This window comes from Streptomyces sp. LX-29 (genome assembly GCF_029541745.1).
In the GTDB taxonomy this organism is placed as follows: Bacteria; Actinomycetota; Actinomycetes; order Streptomycetales; family Streptomycetaceae; genus Streptomyces.
The window spans coordinates 423,746-444,543 of the sequence record NZ_CP089746.1; the positions used below are offsets into that span (position 1 = coordinate 423,746).

The following is a 20,798-nucleotide window of genomic DNA, read 5'->3' on the forward strand; positions in this document are numbered from 1 at the left end:
CACGGCCGCGCCACCCCGGCGGCCGGCACCCGCGCGGTGGGCCTACGGCGATCGCGCGCGGCGGGTGTGCGGTGGGTGTGCGGGACCCGCTCTCCGCGACGGCGGAGCGCCGGCCCGCGCCCGGGTCAACGAGACGAAGGGCGCGGGCCGGCGCCGCCGGTCAGCTGGACGACCAGCGGTTCCAGAAGAGGCTGTAGAGCTCGCGGTCGCGGCCGCTCCAGCCCTGGGTCACCGCGGCGAAGTCACCCGCCTCGACCAGGAGCGGGGGTTCGTACAGGTCGTCGACCTCGATGCCTAACGTCTCACTCGGTGTGCGCATGTGGTCACCTCCGAAAGATTCAGGCGGCAATTCCGCCTAAGCGTGGGCCAATTGAGTCACGCGGAATGACACACTTTAGCGATGCATCGTTTTAAACCACCCGAAAGGGTGATAGCGAAGCACTCGCCAGGCGCATTGGCTCAATTCATCGATTCGGGCGCGTTCACCGACCCCCCGGGAACCCGGGAACCCGGGACCTCGGGGACCTTCGCGGCCCCCGCTCGGTGGCCACGGCACCGCGGGGCGGCTGCCACAAGGGACGCGTCCTCGGTGGCGGCGACGAACACGTTCCGCGTATGTAGAAGGGCATGCGGAAGGGCATGCGGAAGGGCGCCCGCCGCGGCCGTGTCGGCCGGGCGGGCGCCCTCCTCTGCTTCTTCGATTATCCGGCCTCAGTCAGGCGAGTGCGGCCGGCGGGGAGACCGTCAGGCCTCGCTCTTCTCGACGTCGGCACGGGCCGCCGCGGTCTCGCGCTGGAGGCGCGCCACCTTGCCGCGGACCACGAACCAGCCGCCCACCAGCGCCGCGACGATCAGCGGCAGGCACAGCACCGTGGTGCGGCCCGGGCCCTCGTCCGCGGCCATCAGGCCGAGCACGCCCGCCAGGAAGACCAGCGTGACGATCTGGGTGTACGGAGCGAACGGGAGACGGTAGCCGGGGCGGGATACCAGCCCGGCCTCCGAGCGGCGCCAGAACAGCAGCGAGCAGACCATGATCATGCCCCAGGTGCCGATGATGCCGATCGCGGCGAAGTTCAGCACGATCTCGAAGGCGTCGGCCGGGACCACGAAGTTCAGGCCCACACCCAGCACGCAGAAGAACGCGGTCAGCAGGATGCCGCCGTAGGGCACCTGGCCCTTGTTCATGCGGCCGGTGAACGCCGGGGCGGAGCCGGACATCGCCATCGAGCGCAGGATGCGGCCGGTGGAGTAGAGACCGGAGTTCAGGCTGGACAGGGCCGCGGTGAGGACCACCAGGTTCATGACGCCCGCGGCGTACGGGACGCCGATCTTGCCGAGCACCGTCACGAAGGGGCTCTCGTCGCCGGTGAAGGCGGTGTAGGGCAGCAGCAGCGCCAGCAGGATGACGGAGCCGACGTAGAACAGACCCACACGCCACATGATCGAGTTGACTGCCTTCGGCATGATCTTCTCGGGGTTCTTGGTCTCGCCCGCGGCGACACCGCACAGCTCGACCGAGGCGTAGGCGAAGACGACACCCTGGATGACCAGCAGCATCGGCATCAGACCGGCGGGGAAGATGCCGCCGTTGTCCATGATGTTCGACAGGCCCGGGGTGTGACCGCCGACCTCGTTCTGGCTGACCAGCAGGAAGATGCCGATCGCCATGAAGACCACCAGCGCGCCGACCTTGATGATCGCGAACCAGAACTCCATCTCGCCGAAGTACTTCACCGAGATCAGGTTCACGGCCAGCACGATCGCCAGCGCGATCAGGGCGAGCACCCACTGCGGGATGTCGCTGAACATCGACCAGTAGTGGGTGTAGGTCGCGACGGCGGTGATGTCCGCGATACCCGTGGTCGCCCAGTTCAGGAAGTAGAGCCACCCTGCGGTGAATGCGCCCTTCTCCCCCATGAACTCACGCGCATAGGAGACGAAGGCGCCCGAGGACGGGCGGTAGAGCACGAGCTCACCGAGCGCACGCACCACGAAGAACGCGAAGATGCCGCACACCGCGTACGCGATGAACAGCGACGGACCGGCATTGGCCAGACGGCCGCCCGCTCCGAGGAAGAGACCGGTACCGATCGCACCACCGATTGCGATCATGTTGACGTGCCGGGACTTCAGATCCTTGCTGTAGCCCTCATCACCGGCGTCCACATGCGAGGACGAGGAGGGGGGAACAGCCACCGGATCGGCCGCAGTGAGGGTGCGGTCACTCATGAAAAACATTGCCTTCGATCAGAGGGGCAGGACCGGGCCACGCCACCCTCCACCGCCGACGGGCGACATGGAGGGGAAAGAACGGCTCGGCACCCGGGCAGCGGCTGGTGACGGCCAGCGCCCGGAAAAGCGGGGCCGAAAATAGCACCGGGGCATGATCACCGGAACCGGCACATCCCGAACGGAAACCCGAACGGAAACCGGACCGGCACCCCGGACCATAACGGACCCTTCCGAAACGATCTGCATCGACAGTGCAGACCGATCGCGGGGAACCACATCAGGAACGGAACACGGGACATCCCTCGCCGCCGCTTCGGGACGTCACCGTCTCGGACGGACCGCGAGGGAACAGCACGGAAAGCGTCAGTCCGCTAAGGACCGCCGCCCCCTGCCGGAGTCCACCCGTCCGCCTCGCACACCGCGAGACGCGAGCGCCCCGCAGCGCACAGCCGCGCCACGGCGCACAGGCGCCCCGGAACACGGCCGGCACTCAGTGGATTCCATGCCGTGCATCGTGAAAGCGACGCCGGGACCCCGTCAAGACTTGACAAGCCCACCCGCACCCCACCCGTTCGGCGCCCGACGACACCTCCCGGACAGCCGGAATTAGCGATTCCCTTACGTGAAAGGGCGACCGGCCGATCGGTCCGCCTGCGCCGTCATGAGCAACAGCCCCCACACCCCTTACGCAAGTGACCAAGGCCACACTTTTTTGATCTTGTTTTGCCTGCGTAACCAGTTACCCGAGGCAACACATGGCCAATACAGCCGGGCCTCGAGAGGCGCCTTCGAAAGGCCCCGAAACACCAGAACTCATCCCACCTCCCGCAACCACCGCCACTCCCCCTCAAAGCCGCATCCCACCCCAAGAGGGGGAGCCTCCGGCCCCCTCTACTCCTCGCCCCGTCTCCCACCCACTGCCAGCCCCCGGGACCCGGCGCCAGACCTCGATGTCAGACCTCGATGTCAGACCCCGCTGAGACGATCGGCGTGACCATGCAATCGCGACCTGTAACCGGATCAGGCGCGGACCCGGGGGGATGAGGACATGGGTTTCTTCGACGGACCGACGGCGCCGGACGAGGCATACGACTTAGCCCCGGAGGCCCGGGTGGCCCGCGGCCGAGGTGGCTTGGAGCAGGGGGGCTACGGGTGGTTCAGCGCGGAGCGGCCGGAGGGCGCCTCGCCGCAGCCCGGATTGTCCGAGACCCGCACCCCTCTCGATGTCGACTCCGTGCACGAGGCGGCCGCGCGGGCCGTCGCCATAGGGCCCGGGCAGGAGCTCGACCCGGGACCGGGGGGCGAGACGGAAGAGAGGTCGGCGTTCGTGGGGCCGATGGCGCGCATGGTGCCCGGCATGTCCAAGCCCATGCCGTACGCGACCTATGTCGCCCTCGCGGTCGCGGACGAGTCCGCGTCGGAGGCGCGGTCGGACTGGGAGGGGATGGTCTGCGACGACTGGGCCGATCTCACTCTGGTCAACGCCCGGCTGAACGCGGGCGCCGACCCCGACCGCCTGCACACCGACCCCGACCGACTGGACATCGACCCCGACCGCCTGCACACCGACCCCGACCGACTGGAGAAGGACGACGACGCCGAGGGCGCGTGCGAGGAGGACCGCGCGGAGGATCGTGGGAATCGTGGGAGAGGGGAGGACCCGGGGAAAGAGGACTGCGAGGTGGCGGACTGTGGGGTGGAGACTCCGCTGCACCAGGCCGCGGCCCACGGTTCGGGTCCGGTGGTCGCCGCGCTGGCCCGGCGCACGGCGGACGTGGACGCGCGGGACGGCGACGGCTGCACCCCGCTGTGGCACGCCGTGTGCAGGGGCCGGGCGGACGTCGCGGCCCCGCTGCTGGCCGCCGGAGCCGACCCCTGGCGCCCAGTGATCGACGGTCGCTCGCCGGGGCACCTGGCGCTGACCACCCCGCTCGCCCCGCTGTTCGAGCACCTGCCGGGCGCCGTGCACCGCACGGCTCGGGAGCAAGCCGCGCAGCGCGAGGCCGATCGTCTCATCCAGATCTTCGAGGACGCCTGGCTCGAAGGGCTCGCCGCGGCCTTCGTCGCCGATCTCGACGAGGCGGAGACCGTGCGCCGCCTCGGTGCCGACCCCGACGCCTGCCCCGTGCCTGAAGGGCGCCGCTGGGTGCCGATGGAGCGCTGACGGACCGCCGTGGGCCGCCGGCGGCGCGGCAGTGGTCGCCGGCGGCCTCGGCGGCGGGCGCCCGAGCCCGGCTCCGCCGCGGGGGCCGGCCCGGCGCGGCGCGGACGGCCACGCCGACGGCGGGCTACTTCCAGGGGATGGTGAGCCAGGGACTCTCGGGATCGGTGGTCAGGACGCGGTGCGCGGCGAGCATGTCCTCGTACCAGGTGCCGAACTCCTCTTCGTCGAAGTGGAGGCAGCGCCCGAGGATGTAGGAGGCTGAGAACTCCTCCCACGAGCGGTAGTTGGTCTGGCCGGCGTACCCGGCGCGGGTGACGGCCTGCTCGGCCTCCTGGAGAGTGGCGTAGCGGGCGCCCAGGGCCCAGCGTGCCATCCCCGACGCCCGTCCGTAGTCCCATGCCTCCACGCTGGGCACGAACGCGTTCTCCGACAGGATGCCGTCCGCGCGGAAGCGCGCCTCGTACCGGGCGATGCGACCGATGAGCCGCTGCACCCCGGTGACCCTGGCCTCCGTCCGGGTGGCGTGGCCGGGTTCGGCGCCGGTGACCCCGTCGGGGGTGATCCGGGGCTCGGCGGCCTGGGCGGCGCGGTGGCGCAGCGTCTGTTCCGCCGCCTGTCGCCACAGGTCAACGTCGACATGGCCGGCGAAGTCCCGGGCGAGGGTGCGGCGGATCCCGAGGGCGTACTCCCACACGGGGCTGACCTGGTCGGCGTTGAGCAGGTCGCTCTGGGTCTGCTGCCACTCCTCGCGGCTGGTGATTCCCCACCACTCCTTCAGCCGGTCCCGCTCGCTGTGGTAGCCGCCGCCGTGGTAGGCCATGGCGTTCCACAGCTCGCCGTTCTTCACGAACAGCAGCGCGGCGCAGGCCAGCCCGTGGGCCACGGGGCCCTGGAGCGGGCCTCCCACATGGAGGGTGCGGAGCTCGCCGTGGGGGTGGTGGTGGGTCTGGGAGGCGTGGCGCCGCCAGTCCGCCCGTCGTTCGGGCGACGTGGGGAGGAACGCCTCACAGGGCGTTCCGGGGTTGACGGCCAGCCAGGGTGGGTCGCTCTCCTTCCAGGCACGCGCGTACCAGTCCAGGGAGCCTCCGTGGAAGACGAGTTCCGGGGTGGGCGGAGGCAGCATGCCCTCGGTGAAGACCGCCAGATACCGGGCCCCGGTCTGGGGGTGCCGGTGGGGGTTGAACGTGACGGTGTCGGGGTGGCTGTCGGCGTGGTCGCGCGTGTCGGCGAGGAACAGCGAGGTGCGGGCCAGGACAGCGAGGTATCCGGCCCAGTCGGACCGGTTCTTCGCCTCGAACAGCTTCGCCTCGACCGCGCTGGGCGCCTGCCACGGGCCGGCCGGCAGGGCGCTGCCGGCCGTCTCGGGTACGACCGCCGGCTTCCCTCTCCTCCACAGCCCCATGTCGCACACCCTATCGAGGCCGGTGGTGCCACGGATCGGCGCGGTGCGGGTCCGGCGCCCCGCCGCCCTCGGCGCGGAACGAGCCGACACGCGGAACGAGCCGACACGCGGAACGGCCCGGCGGAGCGTCACCGAACGACCCGTCGTGGACTCAGGAGTTGCCGCGGACGACGACGCTTCCCGCGGCCTTGTCGTGCAGGCACTGGTGGTAGGGCTCGTCGGTCAGATACCGCAGACCGCTGACGAGTCCCAGGACGGGAACGACGCAGGAGGCGACGACGCACACCCAACGCCACAGGGCCCGCCCGAGGGAGAGCCCGTCTCCGTTGTCCAGCCGGACCACGCGCAGACCGAAGCACCGCTTGCCGATCGTCGTGCCGAACCGCCACATCATGAGGGGCTCACAGGCCAGCCCGACCAGCAGGATCGGGGTGACGAGCAGGCCGGAGGTCATCCCCGCCCCGCGCGCCGTGAACAGCGTGAGGACCACGATCGACAGGTCGATGGCGCGAGCCGCCGCCCGCCCGACCGGGCCGGCCACCGGCAGCTCGGGCGGCCCGGAGCGCGCCGGGGCCAGGTAGGAGACGGTCTGCCAACCGGGGTAGCCGTAAGAGACGTGCGGCGCCGAATATCTGTCCACTCAGACGATCCAACAACAGGGCGCCGTCGCACCACAAACCGGGTCTGACGCCCCATCGCCGCTCCCCTCCGTGTCCCGGGTGGGCCGGGCCGGGGACCACCCGGCTCGGTGCGCGGTCCGGCGGACTTCCGCCCCACCGCCGACTTCTGTTCGCACCATGGCGCCGTCACCGGGGACGTGCTCACTCAGGGCATTCACTCGGTGGAGGGATCCACCGGGCCGTGGCCCCGAAGGCGCGGTAGGGTCCGGCGGCGTGACGACACCTCCCGCGATGCCGAACGATCGCGACATGGGCGCTCGGGATTCCACGCATCCGCGACCCGCGATCCCCCGCCAGGTCACCTCACCCGTGGTGTCGAGGGCGGTTCCCACACCGGGCGTTCCGTGTTTCGACCTCTCCTCCACGGCTCTCGCCCGGAGTTTCGAAGCACTGCGTCTGCTGAACTACTGAGGACCACCGCCTTACGGCATCGCCATCCGGCGTGCGGCACGCTCCCCGGAATTCCCTCGGGTACGCGACCGCCTTGCCTCTCCGTGCCCAGCGACGTCCGCACGCGGAGCGGGAGCCCGCTTCCTCGAGGAAGGGGGCTCCCGCCACGGGGTGGGCCAGGGGACTGAGCGAGGGCCTAGGGGACGGTGCAGACCACGCGCGCTCTCAGGGTGACATCGGAGGTGCCCGTGTTCTTGCCGCCGACCAGCCACACGTTGCCGCTGGCGTACGAGTCGGTGAAGAAGACGGTGGTGCCGGAGGTCGAGCCGCCACCCCCGGTGGGCACCGTACCGGCCGGGCACGTCACCTGGGCGAAGCGGAACTGGCCCGCGCTGACGGTCACCGGGTCTCCGACGTGCTGGGTGTGCGCGGCCGCCGCCGCCTCGACGGCGCGCGGTTTCGGTTCGGGTACGGGCTTGTCGTCGTTGCCCTGGGCAACGGCGGTGGCCGCGCCCGCGGTCAGTGCGACGGTGACCAGAACGGTGAGGATTCGGCTGCGCTTCATCTGGGACCTCCATGGATGCGGAATCTCCTCTTCCGAACGGTAGGGAGGGGCGCATGTCCCTGACAGGGCGCAAGGGAGTGCTGTCAGGGCGTGCGGTTGTCTGCCATCTCTGTGGCCATGGTGTAGAGATGCGCCGTACGAGCCCCCGCCCGGCGCGGCCCGTCCCCCGCCGGCAACACGGTGAAAAGGCACGTGTCGCGGGGCGCGGTCCGCGGGTCCCGATGCGAGGGTGTGGGCGATGGACACGCCGTTGATGACGATCAGTGAGAGCCCCGAAGACCCTTTCGCGGTGCGTCGGTCCGCGGTCGCCGTCCTCGACCACCGGGGAATGATCGTCGGCTGGAGCCCGCTGGCCACGCGACTGCTCGGCTACCCGCCCGCGGAGGTGCTCGGCCGCTCGGCGCTCGACGTCCTCATCGCCGAGGACGACCGTGCGGTCACCGGCCATGCCGTCGCGGAGTGCCTGGAGTCCGGGGGTTGGTTCGGCGTCCTGCCCCTCCGACGGCGCGACGGGGGCCACGTCGGGGTGGGGCTCCGGGCGCGCCGTGTGGTCCGGCCCGGCGGGCGCGAGGAGTGGTTCCTCGTGGGCGCCCCGTCGGACGAGGCGATCAGTTGGGAGATCGACCGCTCGCTGCTGGACGGACTCTTCAGGCGCTGCCCCATCGGCATCGCCGTGTACGCCCCGGATCTGACCATCCTGCGGGTCAACCGGACCATCGCGGGCTTCGGCGGTGTTCCCGCGGAGGCGATCCGGGGGATGCGCATGGGCGACTTCCTGGTCGCCCGGGACGCGCGGCCCGCGGAGCGCGACCTGCGGCGCGTCGTGGACACCGGGCGTCCGCTCATCTTCACCGAGCAGCCGTGCCGGCTGCTCACCGACCCGCCGGGGCACGATCGCATCGTCTCCGTCTCCGCATTCCGCATGGAGGATGCGGAGGGGCGGGTCCTCGGCGTCGCCCAGATGGTGGAGGACGTCACCGACCGGAGGCGGGCGCGGCGTCGGCTGGCCCTGCTGAACGAGGCCAGCGCCCGGATCGGCACCACTCTGGACGTGGTGCGCACCGCCGAGGAGCTGGCGGATGTGGCGGTGTCCGGCCTCGCCGACTGTGTGACCGTGGATCTGCTCGAGCCGGTCCTGCACGGCGAGGAACCGGGGTCCCACGGCTCCGGCGGCCTGCGCCGGGTCGCCGTGCACGGGGTGCGCCACCGCCCCCGACCCGCTCTGCACCGGGAGGAGGATCGGGTGGTCTTCGAGCCCGGCACGCCGCAGGCCCGCTGCCTCGACGAGGCCCACCCCGTGCTGGAGCCCTCGGCCGAGCCGCCGCCCGACTGGTTGGGCCTCGACGACACCCATGACCACGACGGCGCGGCCGGGTTGGGCGAGGGGCACGGCGCGCACTCGCACTCGCTGATGGCGGTGCCGCTGCGGGCCCGCGGGGTGACGCTCGGGGTCGTCAGCCTGTGGCGCACCCACCAGGTCCAGCCGTTCGAGCAGGACGATCTGAAGCTGGCCGAGGAGTTCGCCGCGCGCGCCGCCGTCTGCATCGACAACGCCCGCCGCTACACCCAGCAGCGCACGGCCGCGCTGTCCCTGCAGCGGAGCCTGCTGCCGGCCGAGGTGCCGGCGCACCCGGCGGTCGAGATCGCCCACCGCTACCTCCCGGCCGGGGCCGCGGACGCCGCCGGGGACTGGTTCGACGTGATCCCGCTGTCCGGGGCGCGGGTCGCCCTGATCGTCGGGGACGTGGTCGGCCACGGCGTTCCGGCCACCGCCACGATGGGCCGGCTGCGCACCGCCGTGCACGCGCTGGCCGGGCTCGACCTGGAGCCCGACGAGGTGCTCTCCCAACTCGACGACCTCGTCAGCCGTCTCGCCGCCGAGCGGGAGGCCCCGGACCCGGCCACCGGTGAGCAGATCATCGGCGCGACCTGCCTGTACGCCGTCTACGACCCGGTCTCCCGCCGCTGCGTGCTCGCCCGCGCCGGGCATCCCCCGCCCCTCGTCGTCTCCCCCGACGGACGGGTCGCCCTCGCCGAGCTGCCCGCCGGACCACCCCTCGGCCTGGGCGGGTTGCCGTTCGAGAGCACCGAGATCGAACTCGGCGAAGGCAGTCTGCTGGCCCTCTACACCGACGGGCTCCTCGAGGCGGGCCACCGCGATCTCGACGAGGGGCTGGACCTGCTGCGCGCCGCGCTCGTCCCTCCCACACGTGACCTCGAGGACATCTGCGACACGGTCACCCGGACCGTCCTGCCCGACCGCCCCTCGGACGACGTGGCCCTGCTCCTCGCCCGGACCCGCGTCCTGGCCCGGGAGAACGTCGTCACCTGGACCCTGGCCGCGGAGCCGACCGCCGCGCACCGGGCACGCCAGCTGACCGTCGCCCAGTTGGCCGACTGGGAGCTGCACGATCTGGCCTTCACCACCGAACTCATCGTCAGCGAACTGGTCACCAACGCCTACCGGTACGGGGCCGGCCCGGTGCGGCTGCGCCTGATCCGGGACACCGCCCTCATCTGCGAGGTGTCGGACCGCAGCGCCACCGCACCGCACCTGCGCCGGGCCCGCAGCACGGACGAGGGAGGTCGGGGTCTGTTCCTGGTCGCCCAGCTGACCGATCGCTGGGGCACCCGCTACACACATGAGGGCAAGACCATCTGGACCGAGCAGTCACAATGAGCGGTGCCGCCGCCGAGCGCGCGACGGGGGGCGCCTGCCCGCGCCGCGTACGGGTGACCGGGCCGGGAGCGCCGGCGTGCGGGCGCGGCGACGGCGCGCCCGCGACCCCGGCCCGCGACGCGCACCTCGGCCAGGGCGGCACACTCCCGGCGAGGTTGGTTACGCTCCCCGGATGAACCATGCGGAACGTGCCGTCGGGGCGGTCGTCGGATCGGCGGTGGGCGATGCGCTGGGCGCGCCGTTCGAGTTCGGCCTCCCCGGGGTCTTCTCCGGGCGATTCCCCGGCACCGGTCACGGCGGTGAGATGTGCGGCGGGGGCGGTTGGGACGCCGGCGAGGCGACCGACGACACCCAGATGGCCGTCCACCTGGGCGCATCGCTCCTGGAGTGCGACGGGCTGGACCCGGCGGACGTCTTCGCGCGCTTCCAGCGGTGGGCGGCCGCCGGCCCCAAGGACATCGGTCTGCAGACCGAGGACGTCCTCACCAACGGCGAGCCCTGGCACCGCGCCGCGGCGGCGCACTTCGCGGTGAACCCTCGTGCCGCCGGCAACGGCGCGCTGATGCGCGCCACCACCTCGGCGGTCTACTTCGCCGGACGGGGGCGGCAGGCGACCATGGACGCGGCCCGTCGGATCGCCGCGCTGACGCACGGCGACCGCGCGGCGTGGGAGGGCACCGCCGTCTACCACGAGTTGCTCCGGGCCGCGCTGGGCGGTGCCGACCCGCTCACCGCCCTCCCCGGCGCGCTGGAGCACGTCCATCCCGAGCACCGGGAGCGGTACGCCACCGTCCTGGCACCGCGCTGGACGCCGGACCAGGCCACCGAGTTCAACGGGGCCGTCTGGCCCTGCCTCGCCTCCGCGGTCTGGGCCCTGCGCACCACCTCCTCCTACGAGGGGGCGGTGCGCGCGGCCGTCGACCTCGGCGGGGACACCGACACCGTCGCGGCCGTCACCGGAGGTCTCGCCGGAGCGGTCTACGGCCCCGAGGCGATCCCCGCACGCTGGACGGATCCGCTGCATGTGCCGCTGCCGGGGGCCGGTGACCGTGTGTTGCGGCTTCCGGACCTGATCGACCTCGCCGAACGCCTGGCCCGGCCCCGGTAGGAGCGGCGCCGGCGCACCGGGCGCGGCGGTTCGGGACGCTCAAGCTCGGTGGGTGCTCCTCACGGCCCGGGGCGCTGCCGCTCGCGGTCCGGGCGCTCGGGCTCGGTGCGTGCCCCTCCCCGTCCGAGGCGCTCCGGCCCCGTAGGTGCCTCCCCCGAGGGCCGACAAATTCACGTGACACCACATCAGGCGGTCCCTAGTGTCGCGGATCATGGAACCACTCACCGAGACGGCTGTCCGCGCCTCCTTCGTCAACTGCTCGAAGGGAGAAGCCCGGCGGCTCAGCGTTCCGCGGGATCTGGCCGAGCGTCCCTGGGCCGATCTGGACTTCCTCGGCTGGCGCGATCCGGGCGCCCCCGACCGGGGCTACCTCGTCGCCGAACGGAACAACCGCCTCATCGGCATCACCCTGCGCGCCTCACAGGGTGTCCAGCGCAGCCTCGCCAAGACGACGGTCTGCTCGCTGTGTCTGACCCCGCACCCGGGGACGGGCGTGGCCCTGCTGGCGGCGCCCAAGGTGGGCGCAGCCGGACGACAGGGCAACACCTCCGGCGTCTACCTGTGCGCCGATCTGCAGTGCTCCCTCTATCTGAGGGGGAAGAAGCAGACCGGGGGCGAGCTGCGCTATGAGGAGACGCTCACGCTGGAGCAGAAGGTCGAGCGCCTCTTCGTCAAGCTCCACCAGTTCCTGACGAAGGTCGGCGTCGACTGACACCCGGGCGGTCGAGGGGGCGTCCGCCGAGCTTCTCCTCCATCCACGCCACCCCGTGCTCCACCACGTCGGCCGCTTCGAAGAGGTGGCTTTCGGCCGCGCCGACCGTGCCCACGCGGCCGATGCCGGCGGCGAGCATGTCCAGGGCGATGGCCTCGAACGGCCACTGTCCCTCCGGGACCACCCCCGAGTAGTCGAAGGCCCCGTCCTCGGAGTCGATGTCCCGGAAGCGGCGCCAGACCCGCTCGCCGTCCACGGTGATCGGCTGCTCGTACTCCACGTACCGCTTTCCGGGGGCCTCGGCGAGCGCCTCGGCGTGGTGGAGGAGGGTCAGCGCGTCCAGGGGAGCGCCGAGGAGGAGGACGCGGCCGCCCATGGCGACCAGCCGCGCCAGCGGACTGTCGGGACCGTGTGGATCGTCCCAGGGGTGCTCGTCCATCAGCGGGTGCGCGGCCGGCCCCAGGGCCGCGAAGCTGACGTCCGGGTGTCGGCTGCGCACGGCGCCCGGCCAGCGGCGCAGCGCCTCCGGGAGCCGACCGTTGTTGTGGTCGGCCTCGCTGAGCACGGGGTCGTAGGCCGGGAGCTGCTCGCGCAGCGCCTCCCGCCAGGGGCGCGGCCAGTCCGTGTGGTCGTAGGGCGGTGCGTCGTTCCACCCGCAGGTCACCATCAGGGTTCCCCGCTCGGTGACGACGTCGCGCAGCGCGTCGATGACCGTGGCGGGACCGCCGGCCACATACCCGAGCGCGGACATCCGGGTGTGGAACATCACGATGTCGCCCGCGGCGAGTCCCAGCGCGGACAGGTCGTCGGCGAGCCGACGGCGGGTCACCGGTCCGTCGGCCAGGCGGAGCAGGGCCATCTCGTCCATGCCGGCGAACCTATCCGCGGCACCCCGCCCGACGGCAACCGATTAACTCGGCCGCCGGGCCCGTCCCCGTGGACCGCGGACGCGGTCCTACGGGCGGGCCCCCGCACGGCATCGCCGCCTCAGTCGACGGTCAGCACGACCTTGCCCTGGACCCGGCCGGACGCGACCAGCTCGTGCGCCGCGGCGGCCTCGGCCAGCGGGAAGGTCTCGAAGACGTGCGGGCGGACGCGGCCCTCGTCGACGAGGGCGGCGATCGCCTCCAGCGCGGCGTAGTCGGGCTCGACGGAGACGCCCGCGAACCGTCGGCCCGCGGCCTCGACCCGGGCGGCGAGCTCCTGGTCCATGTGCTGCATGATGCTGACGAGCGTGCCGCCCGGGCGCAGGACCGACAGCGAGCGGTCGCCCTCGGAGTTGGAGTCGAAGACGATGTCGACGTCCTTGACCACCTCGGTGAAGTCGGTGGTGCGGTAGTCGATGACCTCGTCGGCCCCGAGCTCGCGCACGAAGTCGTGCCGGGCGGCGCTGGCCAGGGCGATCACATGGGCGCCGCGGGCCTTGGCGATCTGGATGGCGAAGTGGCCGACGCCACCGGCGGCGCGGTGCACCAGCACCCGGTCGCCCTCCCCCACGCCGGCCGCGTCGACCAGGCCCTGCCAGGCGGTGAGCGCGGCGAGGGGCAGCGCGGCGGCGTGCACATGGTCGAGGGTCGCGGGCTTGCGGGCCACCTGACGGCCGGGGACGGCCACGTACTCGGCGTATCCGGTGGCGGCGCGCGGGAAGAACGGCATCCCGAACACCTCGTCACCCGGCTTGAACCGGGCGCCGGGGCCGACCTCCTCGACGACACCGGAGATGTCCCAGCCGACACCGAACGGCGGCTCGCCGAGCAGCGGGTAGGCGCCGGACCGGACGGCCACGTCGACCGGGTTCACGGCGCTGGCCCGCACCCGCACCAGGACCTCGCCGCCGAGCGGGGTGGGGCGCTCCGTCTCCACGACCTCCAGGACCTCGGGACCGCCGAAGGACTTCTGCTTCACAGCACGCATCACACATCTCCTTGTCGGAGCCCGGGTGTTTCCCGGGCCTCGTTCGATGTGTTCAACCTTAGGAAGATCGAATGAGCTGCTGAATATCTCTCAGTCTCCGGAAGATGTCCCAGCGTCTTCGCTTCCGCGTCGCCCGGTGGGGACGCCGCCCGCCGTGCCGGGTGGCGCCCACGTCGCGCGGGCGGGGCCGGCCGTCATACCCCGTGCCGTCCGTTCCTCGCGCACAGGTCCTCCAGCACGAACGCCTTCTCCCGCTCCTGCAGGGTCCGTTCCGCCTCCAGCCGGTCGAGCAGCCGGGTCAGCAGCCCCGCGTCCTTCGGGGCGCCGAGGAACTCCAGGACCGCCCGGTGGAAGGCCTCCCGCAGGGTGGGGGGCATGGCGTCCGACGCGTCCAGGCAGATCCGCCGCGCGCCGTCGAACAGCTCCTGGACGGCCCCGGTGGCCGCGGAGGGCCGCGCGGCGGCCGGGGCGGACTCGCCCTCGGGGAAGAGCGGGCGCTCCCCCGGCTCGGCGTCACGGGCCCAGACCTCCCGGAAGCGCTGTGAGGTGAGCCCCTTGAGCAGTTCCTCGGCCGCGGGGTCCGGGGTGAGGACCGCGGCCATGTCGCCGGAGACCTCGAAGACGTCCTCCGCCGCGGCCGCGCGCTCCTCGCGGTTCTCCGGGGCGCGGAGGTAGTGGCGGGTGCGGTACGGGCGCACGTCGTCGTCGTAGTGGCGGCGGATGAAGGAGCCCTGGTGCTCCTGGCGGCAGTCGCCGCGGTTCAGCAGGCCGGACCTGCCGTGGTCGAGCTGTTCGAAGGAGGTGGCGAGCCCCTCCCGGCCGAGGTTGCCGCCCTGAGCGGTGAGCAGGTCCGCCCACTCCTCCCAGGCCGGACGGGTCGCCTGCCACGGCGTCTCACCGGTGGCCCACCGCTCGTACGCGGTCCAGCCCTGGCGTTGGAGCACCAGGTCCTCCACCCAGTCGGTGCCGGGCCACCCGGAGGTCGCGCCCGAGCTCATGCCCAGGCACCAGTCCGCTGGCGTGCCGGTCTTCCCGGAGGGCTTCGTCCGGCTCCAGACCAGCGACTTCAGATCCACCCGCACCGGCACCCAGTACGTTCCGTCCCGGGAGTCGCCGTTCTGGTCGCGGCCCGCCACATCCGGCGCCCACGGCTGCCGCGCCCGCGACGCCAGGTCCTCGTCGAGCTGTCGCACCTTGCCGGCTCGGGCGTACTCGGCGATGTCGCCCGGGCTGCTGAAGATCACCACGTCCGGTGGGGCGCCCGCCTGGAGCTGGGCGAGCAGGGTCTCGCGCAACGAGCGCGTGCCCTCGTAGACGTAAGGGCGGCCGGCGCGCTCGCCGAGCTCGGTCAGGGCGTTCTCGAAGGGCTTCTGCTCGCCGTCGGTCCAGGGTCCCAGGACGACCAGCTCCTCCGTCGTGCGGGAGCAGCCGCCGGCGGTCAGGGTGGTTGCGGCGAGCAGACACGCGGCGAGCACGGTCCTCACCCACAGGCGCATCGTCATGTTCGCGGGTACTTCCGTCGGGAGCGGGCGGGGGTGGGGTAGGGGCGCGCGTACAGGAACAGCGTCACGCCGCAGGTCAGGGCGCCCGCGGTGGCGCACGCCACCCCGATGCCCATGGTCAGCGACCAGCCCTCGGGATGGGCCGCGTCGATCTGTCGGGCGGCCGCAGCACCGGTGTTCTCGATCCTGCGGGGGGCGTCGCGGTCCGTGCGCACCTCCTGGAGGCCGGCGACCGTGGTGCGCACCCGCCGCTGGGCGGAGTGCTCCTGTGTGCCGCCGACGGCGAGGAGCAGGGGCAGCAGGAGCACCGGCACCGCCGCGACGGCCAGTTGAAGGCTGAGCAGCCGCAGCCGGTGGCAGAGGAAGACCAGCGTGCCGAGCGCGGTCACGGCGAAGACGACGGCGGCGCACAGCGTCGCGGCGGCGAAGGCGAGGGTGAGCGGGCTCCAGGCCGCCAGGTCGTCGACCTCGTCGCGCAGCTGGGCCTCCAGGCGCCCTATGCGCCCCAGAATGGTGCTGGGGTCGCCGTCCGTCGTGGCCCCGCCCGCTTCGGGCGCGCCGGCCGTGCCGGCCATGCCGGGGCGGGTTCCGCGTGGCGGGTCGCGCAGCATTCCGGCGGCGTAGTCCAGCCCGGCGTTGCGCAGCAGCGGGCTCGTCCGGTGGCGCTCCGCCCAGGCGATCTTCTCGCCGTAGCCGACGACCAACCCGGAGACCACGCGCAGCTCCTGCTCCTGCGCCCGGTTCAGGGCGCCGGACTGCGCGACCTGGTTGAGGCTCTGGGCGGCCTGGGTCAGCTGGAGCCGGTAGGTCTCGCCGAGCTCGACGAGGCCGTCCTCCTCGCGGAGGCGTCGTTCGGCCTCTGTCTGGGCGAGCTCCAGGGCGGTGCGGGCCTGGGCGAGCTGTACCAGGGCGGGGGTGAGGCGGTCCCTCAGCCGCTCGGTACGCCCGTGGACGTCGTGGAAGACCACGGTGCTCAGGACGAGGACGACGAGGGCGAGGGCGGGCAGCACGAACGTGCGGCGCCGGAGGAAGCCGGCGGTGGACGGTCCTTCGGCGGTGGGTCCGCGCCCGGCCGCGCGCCGCCAGAGCGCGCCCGGCAGCCGGCCCGACAGCCCGGTCGGCGGGGTCGCCGCGGCCGAGCGGATCGGTCGGGCGGATCGGCTGGGGCGCGCGGGACGCGCGCCGCGTCTGAAGGGCCGGCTCATCCACCGTCACCCGCCACCGGCTCGGGAGCCAGGTCGGGTTCCGGCGTCTGCCGCCGCCCTCCCGACTCCGGATCCTCCCGGGCGGGGTCCGGGGTCCGGCGCGCGGGCCGGAGGGCGGCGAGCCACGGCACCCGGCGGCGATCGCGGTAGTGGCGGAGGCCCAGGGGGCGGGTGCGGTAGGCGTTGTCGAGGAGCGCCTCGGCGAGGGCCGTGTGCCGCGGTTCTCCGGTACGGGGCACCTGCTTGGCGAGCAGGCGGTAGACGGCGGACAGCTGCTCGCGCAGCTCCCGCTCGGTGGCCGGCACGGAGGTGGCGGCGGGCAACGGGTCACGCAGTTCGGCCAGCGGCCCCTGTCCCTCGCCGGCGGCCACCACCAGGTCGAGCAGCCGCTCGTGCAACTCGGCGGTGAGCCGCTCGCGCGCCTGTCGGTCGGTCAACCCCTCGTGGCTGGCCAGCCGGTGCAGTCCGGCGTAGGCGCGGGCGATGGATCGCACCGTGGGCGGGCTGCCGTCGGCGCGCGGGCTGGCGTGGATGCGCACCATCGCGGTGCGGGCCGCCGTACGGTGCCGGGAGTCGGCGGGTACGCCGTCGAGCGAGGCCAGGGCGGCGTCGGGGTCGCCGCGGGCGAGGTGGATCCGGGCCAGCCCGAACGCGGCGCTGCCCTGGGCGTGGTTGCGCCGCCACACGGCGTCGTAGTACCGCATGGCCCGCTGTTCGTGCGCCTCGACGGCCGGGTCCGGGGGCTCCGCCGCCTCCGCCCCGCGGCCGGGTCGTCCGGCGCCGGACCGCGCGCCGCGCTCCTCGGCGGGGTGGGACTCCCCCGCCTCCGCCGCCGTCGACGACCGGCTGTCGGCCCGTGGCCGCCGGTCGGGGACGTCGGTCCGCTCGGTGGAGGGCTCCGCCCCTCGCGCGGGGGTCCCCGACCGCCCGGCAGGCGTCTCCGCCCGTCCGGTGACGGTCTCCGCCGGGGCGGCGGACTCGGCCGCTTCCGGGGAGCTCCCCGCCCGTCCGGTGGGGCGCTCGGCCCGTCCCGCGTCGGAGGTCCCCGCCCGCCCCTCGGAAGTCCCCTCCCGTGCCACGGAAGTCCACGCCGCTGCCGTGGAGGCCCCGTCCCGCCCCGCGGCAGGCTCGGCCCGTCGGTCACCGCCGGGGCCCCGGCCGGCCGGGGCCCAGGGGGCCTGGGGGCTCGCCGACGGGGGCGGCCCGCCGGGCGTGGTGGAACCGCGGGCCTCGGCCGCCAGGTACTCGTGGCAGTAGCCGAGCGCCAGTTTGGGCGCGTACTCGCCGGGGATCGCCTGGTACACCTCGTCGAACGCCGTCAGCGCCTGCTCCACCCTGCCGTGCGCGAGGTGCGTCAGGCCCTGGTGCCAGTCGAGCCGCCAGTCGTATGCGGCGCGGCCTTCGGCGGCGAGCAGCCGGTGGGCGCGCTGGTGCTCCAGCGAGGCGTTGACCAGCCGGGCGGCGGCGCGGCCGTCGTGCGGGGCGAGCTCCAACTGGAGGCGGCAGCGCAGGAGGTGCAGCTCGGGAGAGGGCAGCCACTCCTCGCTGAGCTGGAGCAGCCCGGCCGGGTCGTCGTACGAGGTGCGCTGGAGCTCCTTCCAGTTGGGGTCCTCGCGGTCGGGCTTGGGCACCGGGAGCGCGACCGCCGCCTCCGCCGGGCCCGGCACCGGCGCGCCGAGGCCGCTGCCCGTGTCGCGCCCCCGGCGCCAGCGGTCCAGGGACGGGGCCTTGCCGAGCTGGCCGTCCAGGGTGGTGGCGGCGGGGGTGAACAGCGGCGAGGGTTCGAACGCCTCCTCCCCGAGCCGCAGCGAGCGCAGCTCGCGCAGCACCCCACCCAGTTGGACGGCCATCTCCCGCGCGGAGGCGTAACGCCGTCTGGGGTCGTCGTCCGTGGCGCGCCGCAGCGCGTGGCGCAGCGAGCGGGTGCCGAGGTCGTCCGGCGGCTCCGGAATGCGGTCCAGGAGCTCCGTCAGGACGGCGCCGACGCCGAAGAGGTCGCCCGCGGTCGTCATGTCGCCCGTCGGTCCGCTCTCCGGTGGGCGGTGTGTGACGGGACCCGCCACGCCCGGCTCCCTCACCCCCGCGACGTCGATGAGTTTGATGCCCGTGCCGCAGTGCAGCACGTTGGTGAGGGAGAGGTCGCCGTAGACCAGTCCCTCCTGCTCGTGGAGGTAGCCGAGCGCGTCCAGCACGCGCAGGCCGTAGGCGACGATGAACTCCCGCACCCGGGGGCCGGCGAAGGGGGGCTCCTCCCGGGCGATCCGGTCGGCCACCCACTCCAGGGGCGCGCCGTCCGCGAACTCCATCACGATGAACTCGGCCGCGCGCGGCTGGTGACGGGCGTAGTTGATGACCCGGATGACGGCGGGGTGGTTGAGGCTGACCAGCCGTAACCGCTCCTGGTGCGCGCGCAGCACCGCGGCCGGGTCCTGGGGGTCGAGTATGCCCTTCAGGGCGACGGGCCGGTTCTCCAGCAGCAGGTCCCGGGCCAGGTACACCTGCCCGTGGCTGCCGCGCCCGATCGGTCCCACCACCGTGTACTGCTGGTGGAGGAGGTCTCCGGCGGCCAGTTGCCGGTCGGGGGACGCGGTGACCATCGCCTCCGGAGCGCGGACCGTCACCGCGGGCAGGTCGGTCAGGGCGTCCCCTGGCGGTTCCACCACGAACTCGTCCCATCCCCCCGGTCCGGATCGCACCTGCTGGGAGGTTTCGGCCTCCAGCAGGGCGGCCTCGATGTCGACGGCGAGCCGGTACAGGGCGTGCGGCAGGGCGGGGCGCCCGTACAGGGGTCCGCCGCGCCCCAGCCGCTGGAGCGTGCCGTGCAGGCGCGCCGCCTGCTCCCCGGTGGGCCGCTGGGGCTCGAGGTGGGCGCCCGGGGGTCCGGTCGGCGGCTGAGCGCCCCGGTGCTCGGTGCCCGCGAGGCCGCTGAGCCGCGCGGCGAGCCGCTCGGCCCGGCGGTCGGGCCAGTCGGGCTCCAGCAGTTCGTCGCAGACGCGGGCCAGCAGCGGGGACTCCGGGTCGCTGAAGACGAGGAGCAGCCGGCTGTGGCGGTGCGCGAGCAGGGCCCGCAGCAGGGCGACGACCTCGGCGTCGGCGGAGGCGGAGCGGTCGACGGCGAGCAGCGCGGCGATGAGCGGCGGGCTCTTCTCGGCGATCCGGGAGAGGAGTTCCCTCGGGGGTGCGGCCTCCAGCCCGATGCGGTCCGCGGCCTGGGCCGCGAGCTCCGCCACGGTCCGGTTGGTCGCGTCGGCGGCGAAGTCGATGCTGCCCGCGCGTGGTTCGCCGGCCAGCCCGCCGGAGGCCGACCGGGGGCTCTGTTCGCGGTCGGCGAGCGTCAGGGTGGACCGCACGGTGTGCAGCAGCGCGTGCTCGCCCTCACCGGCGAAGACGAGCTCCACCCGCTCGGTGTCGGGCGCGTCGCCCAGCCATCGCGTCAGTCTGCGGTGCAGCCCGGGCACCCGGCCCGACGCGGTGCGTTCGGCGGCGACGGCGATGTCGCGGGAGACGGCGCGGGCGCCGGTCACGCGTAACCCCAGACGTTCCAGGGGCAGGTACTTCAGCACGGTCTCCGTGGGGATCATGTACGCGTGCTCCCGGCGGACCGGCGCGTGCGGAGTGCCGAACTGGTGCGCCACGATGCCGATGACGCGGCGCGAGCGGCTGTGCACGACCGCGCTTCCGCTGTACCCGTGCCGTACGGCGTAGGGCGCTCCGTGCGTGTCCAGCTGGACCCACTCCGGGTTGGGAGCGGGTCCGCCGTGGCCCATCAGCCGGGCGTCCAGGTGCTCGCCGCCGGGGAGGTCCTCCGGGTAACCGGTGAAGTGCACCGGTTCGCCGTGTGCCGGGATCTGACGGTGCAGCACCGCGTGCGGCACGTCCGGTTCCCGGCTCAGCTTGAGCAGCGCGAGGTCGCCGCTGAAGTGCGGTGTGGGCGGGACGAGGTACTCGCGCAGCACCCGGGCGGGCAGCGGCGCGGGCGCGACCCGTCGGGAGAGCGGGGCCCGCGGCACGTCGACGTAGACCGTGTCCAGGGGGTCGCGCGAACCGTCCGCGGCGGGCCGGGAGAGCACCGAATGGGCGCAGGTCAGCACCAGGCCACCGGGGAGCAGCACGCCGGCGCCCAGCGGACGCTCCGCGCGGTCCTGCGCACGAAGCAGACAGACGCGCCAGCTCTCCTCGTATGACGCGAAGTTGGCAACGCGCACCGTCTCGCTCATACTGCCCCACGATAACTACCCAGGGGG

The 20,798-nt window shown here is 73.3% G+C and carries 14 protein-coding genes; 4 read left to right on the top strand and 10 right to left on the bottom strand.

Going from position 1 to position 20,798, the window contains the following annotated elements; genetic code table 11:
• Positions 1 to 160: 160 nt before the first annotated feature.
• Positions 161 to 319 carry a lasso RiPP family leader peptide-containing protein gene (locus tag LRS74_RS02000; protein WP_144384142.1) on the bottom strand — a complete coding sequence of 53 codons (159 nt, stop codon included), beginning with the start codon at positions 317 to 319 and terminating at the stop codon, positions 161 to 163.
• Between the two features lie 425 nt (positions 320 to 744).
• Positions 745 to 2,229, bottom strand: coding sequence for an amino acid permease (locus tag LRS74_RS02005; RefSeq protein WP_277739318.1), 1,485 nt, complete (start codon positions 2,227 to 2,229; stop codon positions 745 to 747).
• Between the two features lie 1,051 nt (positions 2,230 to 3,280).
• Between LRS74_RS02005 and LRS74_RS02010 the strand changes: the two genes are divergently transcribed.
• Complete coding sequence (locus LRS74_RS02010; protein WP_277739319.1) at positions 3,281 to 4,396, top strand: ankyrin repeat domain-containing protein; 1,116 nt, start codon at positions 3,281 to 3,283, stop codon at positions 4,394 to 4,396.
• 124 nt (positions 4,397 to 4,520) lie between these two features.
• On the opposite strand, the gene LRS74_RS02015 is transcribed toward LRS74_RS02010, so the two are convergent.
• From LRS74_RS02015 to LRS74_RS02025, 3 genes are all read right to left on the bottom strand, one after another.
• On the bottom strand, positions 4,521 to 5,798 hold the full coding sequence (locus LRS74_RS02015) for a DUF1266 domain-containing protein (protein ID WP_277739320.1): 1,278 nt from the start codon (positions 5,796 to 5,798) through the stop codon (positions 4,521 to 4,523).
• A 151-nt stretch (positions 5,799 to 5,949) separates the two neighbouring features.
• Entirely contained in the window at positions 5,950 to 6,438 is a 489-nt protein-coding gene (locus LRS74_RS02020) for an RDD family protein (RefSeq protein ID WP_277739321.1), read from the bottom strand.
• 626 nt (positions 6,439 to 7,064) lie between these two features.
• Positions 7,065 to 7,433, bottom strand: coding sequence for a hypothetical protein (locus tag LRS74_RS02025; RefSeq protein ID WP_277739322.1), 369 nt, complete (start codon positions 7,431 to 7,433; stop codon positions 7,065 to 7,067).
• A gap of 238 nt (positions 7,434 to 7,671) precedes the next feature.
• Here LRS74_RS02025 and LRS74_RS02030 point away from each other — a divergent pair, with 238 nt between their 5' ends.
• From LRS74_RS02030 to LRS74_RS02040, 3 genes are all read left to right on the top strand, one after another.
• Positions 7,672 to 10,113, top strand: a complete 2,442-nt coding sequence (locus LRS74_RS02030; RefSeq protein WP_277739323.1) for a SpoIIE family protein phosphatase — start codon at positions 7,672 to 7,674, stop codon at positions 10,111 to 10,113.
• Between the two features lie 172 nt (positions 10,114 to 10,285).
• Positions 10,286 to 11,221 (top strand): ADP-ribosylglycohydrolase family protein, encoded by a 936-nt coding sequence (locus tag LRS74_RS02035; protein WP_277739324.1) that lies wholly within the window; start codon positions 10,286 to 10,288, stop codon positions 11,219 to 11,221.
• 211 nt (positions 11,222 to 11,432) lie between these two features.
• Positions 11,433 to 11,933 carry an FBP domain-containing protein gene (locus LRS74_RS02040; protein WP_277739325.1) on the top strand — a complete coding sequence of 167 codons (501 nt, stop codon included), beginning with the start codon at positions 11,433 to 11,435 and terminating at the stop codon, positions 11,931 to 11,933.
• On the opposite strand, the gene aac(3) is transcribed toward LRS74_RS02040, so the two are convergent.
• The 5 genes from aac(3) to LRS74_RS02065 form a co-directional block, all read right to left on the bottom strand.
• Positions 11,893 to 12,801 carry an aminoglycoside 3-N-acetyltransferase gene (gene aac(3), locus LRS74_RS02045; protein WP_277739326.1) on the bottom strand — a complete coding sequence of 303 codons (909 nt, stop codon included), beginning with the start codon at positions 12,799 to 12,801 and terminating at the stop codon, positions 11,893 to 11,895. The two genes, LRS74_RS02040 and aac(3), sit on opposite strands and share 41 nt — an antisense overlap.
• A 119-nt stretch (positions 12,802 to 12,920) precedes the next feature.
• Positions 12,921 to 13,847, bottom strand: a complete 927-nt coding sequence (locus LRS74_RS02050; RefSeq protein ID WP_277739327.1) for an NADP-dependent oxidoreductase — start codon at positions 13,845 to 13,847, stop codon at positions 12,921 to 12,923.
• A 194-nt stretch (positions 13,848 to 14,041) separates the two neighbouring features.
• Positions 14,042 to 15,349 carry an extracellular solute-binding protein gene (locus LRS74_RS02055; protein ID WP_277739328.1) on the bottom strand — a complete coding sequence of 436 codons (1,308 nt, stop codon included), beginning with the start codon at positions 15,347 to 15,349 and terminating at the stop codon, positions 14,042 to 14,044.
• Positions 15,346 to 16,554: a hypothetical protein gene (locus LRS74_RS02060; RefSeq protein ID WP_277739329.1), complete on the bottom strand. Its 1,209-nt coding sequence runs from the start codon at positions 16,552 to 16,554 to the stop codon at positions 15,346 to 15,348. The genes LRS74_RS02055 and LRS74_RS02060 overlap by 4 nt, the downstream gene beginning before the upstream one ends.
• Positions 16,551 to 20,771 (bottom strand): tetratricopeptide repeat protein, encoded by a 4,221-nt coding sequence (locus LRS74_RS02065; RefSeq protein WP_277739330.1) that lies wholly within the window; start codon positions 20,769 to 20,771, stop codon positions 16,551 to 16,553. Before LRS74_RS02065 ends, LRS74_RS02060 begins: the two co-directional genes overlap by 4 nt.
• Positions 20,772 to 20,798: the final 27 nt, after the last annotated feature.

Excerpts from the sequence above, each read along its gene's own strand:
- LRS74_RS02000 (WP_144384142.1), bottom strand. The coding sequence starts at position 319 with ATGCGCACACCGAGTGAGACGTTAGGCATCGAGGTCGACGACCTGTAC.
- LRS74_RS02005 (WP_277739318.1), bottom strand. The coding sequence starts at position 2,229 with ATGAGTGACCGCACCCTCACTGCGGCCGATCCGGTGGCTGTTCCCCCC.
- LRS74_RS02010 (WP_277739319.1), top strand. The coding sequence starts at position 3,281 with ATGGGTTTCTTCGACGGACCGACGGCGCCGGACGAGGCATACGACTTA.
- LRS74_RS02015 (WP_277739320.1), bottom strand. The coding sequence starts at position 5,798 with ATGGGGCTGTGGAGGAGAGGGAAGCCGGCGGTCGTACCCGAGACGGCC.
- LRS74_RS02025 (WP_277739322.1), bottom strand. The coding sequence starts at position 7,433 with ATGAAGCGCAGCCGAATCCTCACCGTTCTGGTCACCGTCGCACTGACC.
- LRS74_RS02030 (WP_277739323.1), top strand. The coding sequence starts at position 7,672 with ATGGACACGCCGTTGATGACGATCAGTGAGAGCCCCGAAGACCCTTTC.
- LRS74_RS02035 (WP_277739324.1), top strand. The coding sequence starts at position 10,286 with ATGAACCATGCGGAACGTGCCGTCGGGGCGGTCGTCGGATCGGCGGTG.
- LRS74_RS02040 (WP_277739325.1), top strand. The coding sequence starts at position 11,433 with ATGGAACCACTCACCGAGACGGCTGTCCGCGCCTCCTTCGTCAACTGC.
- LRS74_RS02050 (WP_277739327.1), bottom strand. The coding sequence starts at position 13,847 with ATGCGTGCTGTGAAGCAGAAGTCCTTCGGCGGTCCCGAGGTCCTGGAG.
- LRS74_RS02055 (WP_277739328.1), bottom strand. The coding sequence starts at position 15,349 with ATGACGATGCGCCTGTGGGTGAGGACCGTGCTCGCCGCGTGTCTGCTC.
- LRS74_RS02060 (WP_277739329.1), bottom strand. The coding sequence starts at position 16,554 with ATGAGCCGGCCCTTCAGACGCGGCGCGCGTCCCGCGCGCCCCAGCCGA.
- LRS74_RS02065 (WP_277739330.1), bottom strand. The coding sequence starts at position 20,771 with ATGAGCGAGACGGTGCGCGTTGCCAACTTCGCGTCATACGAGGAGAGC.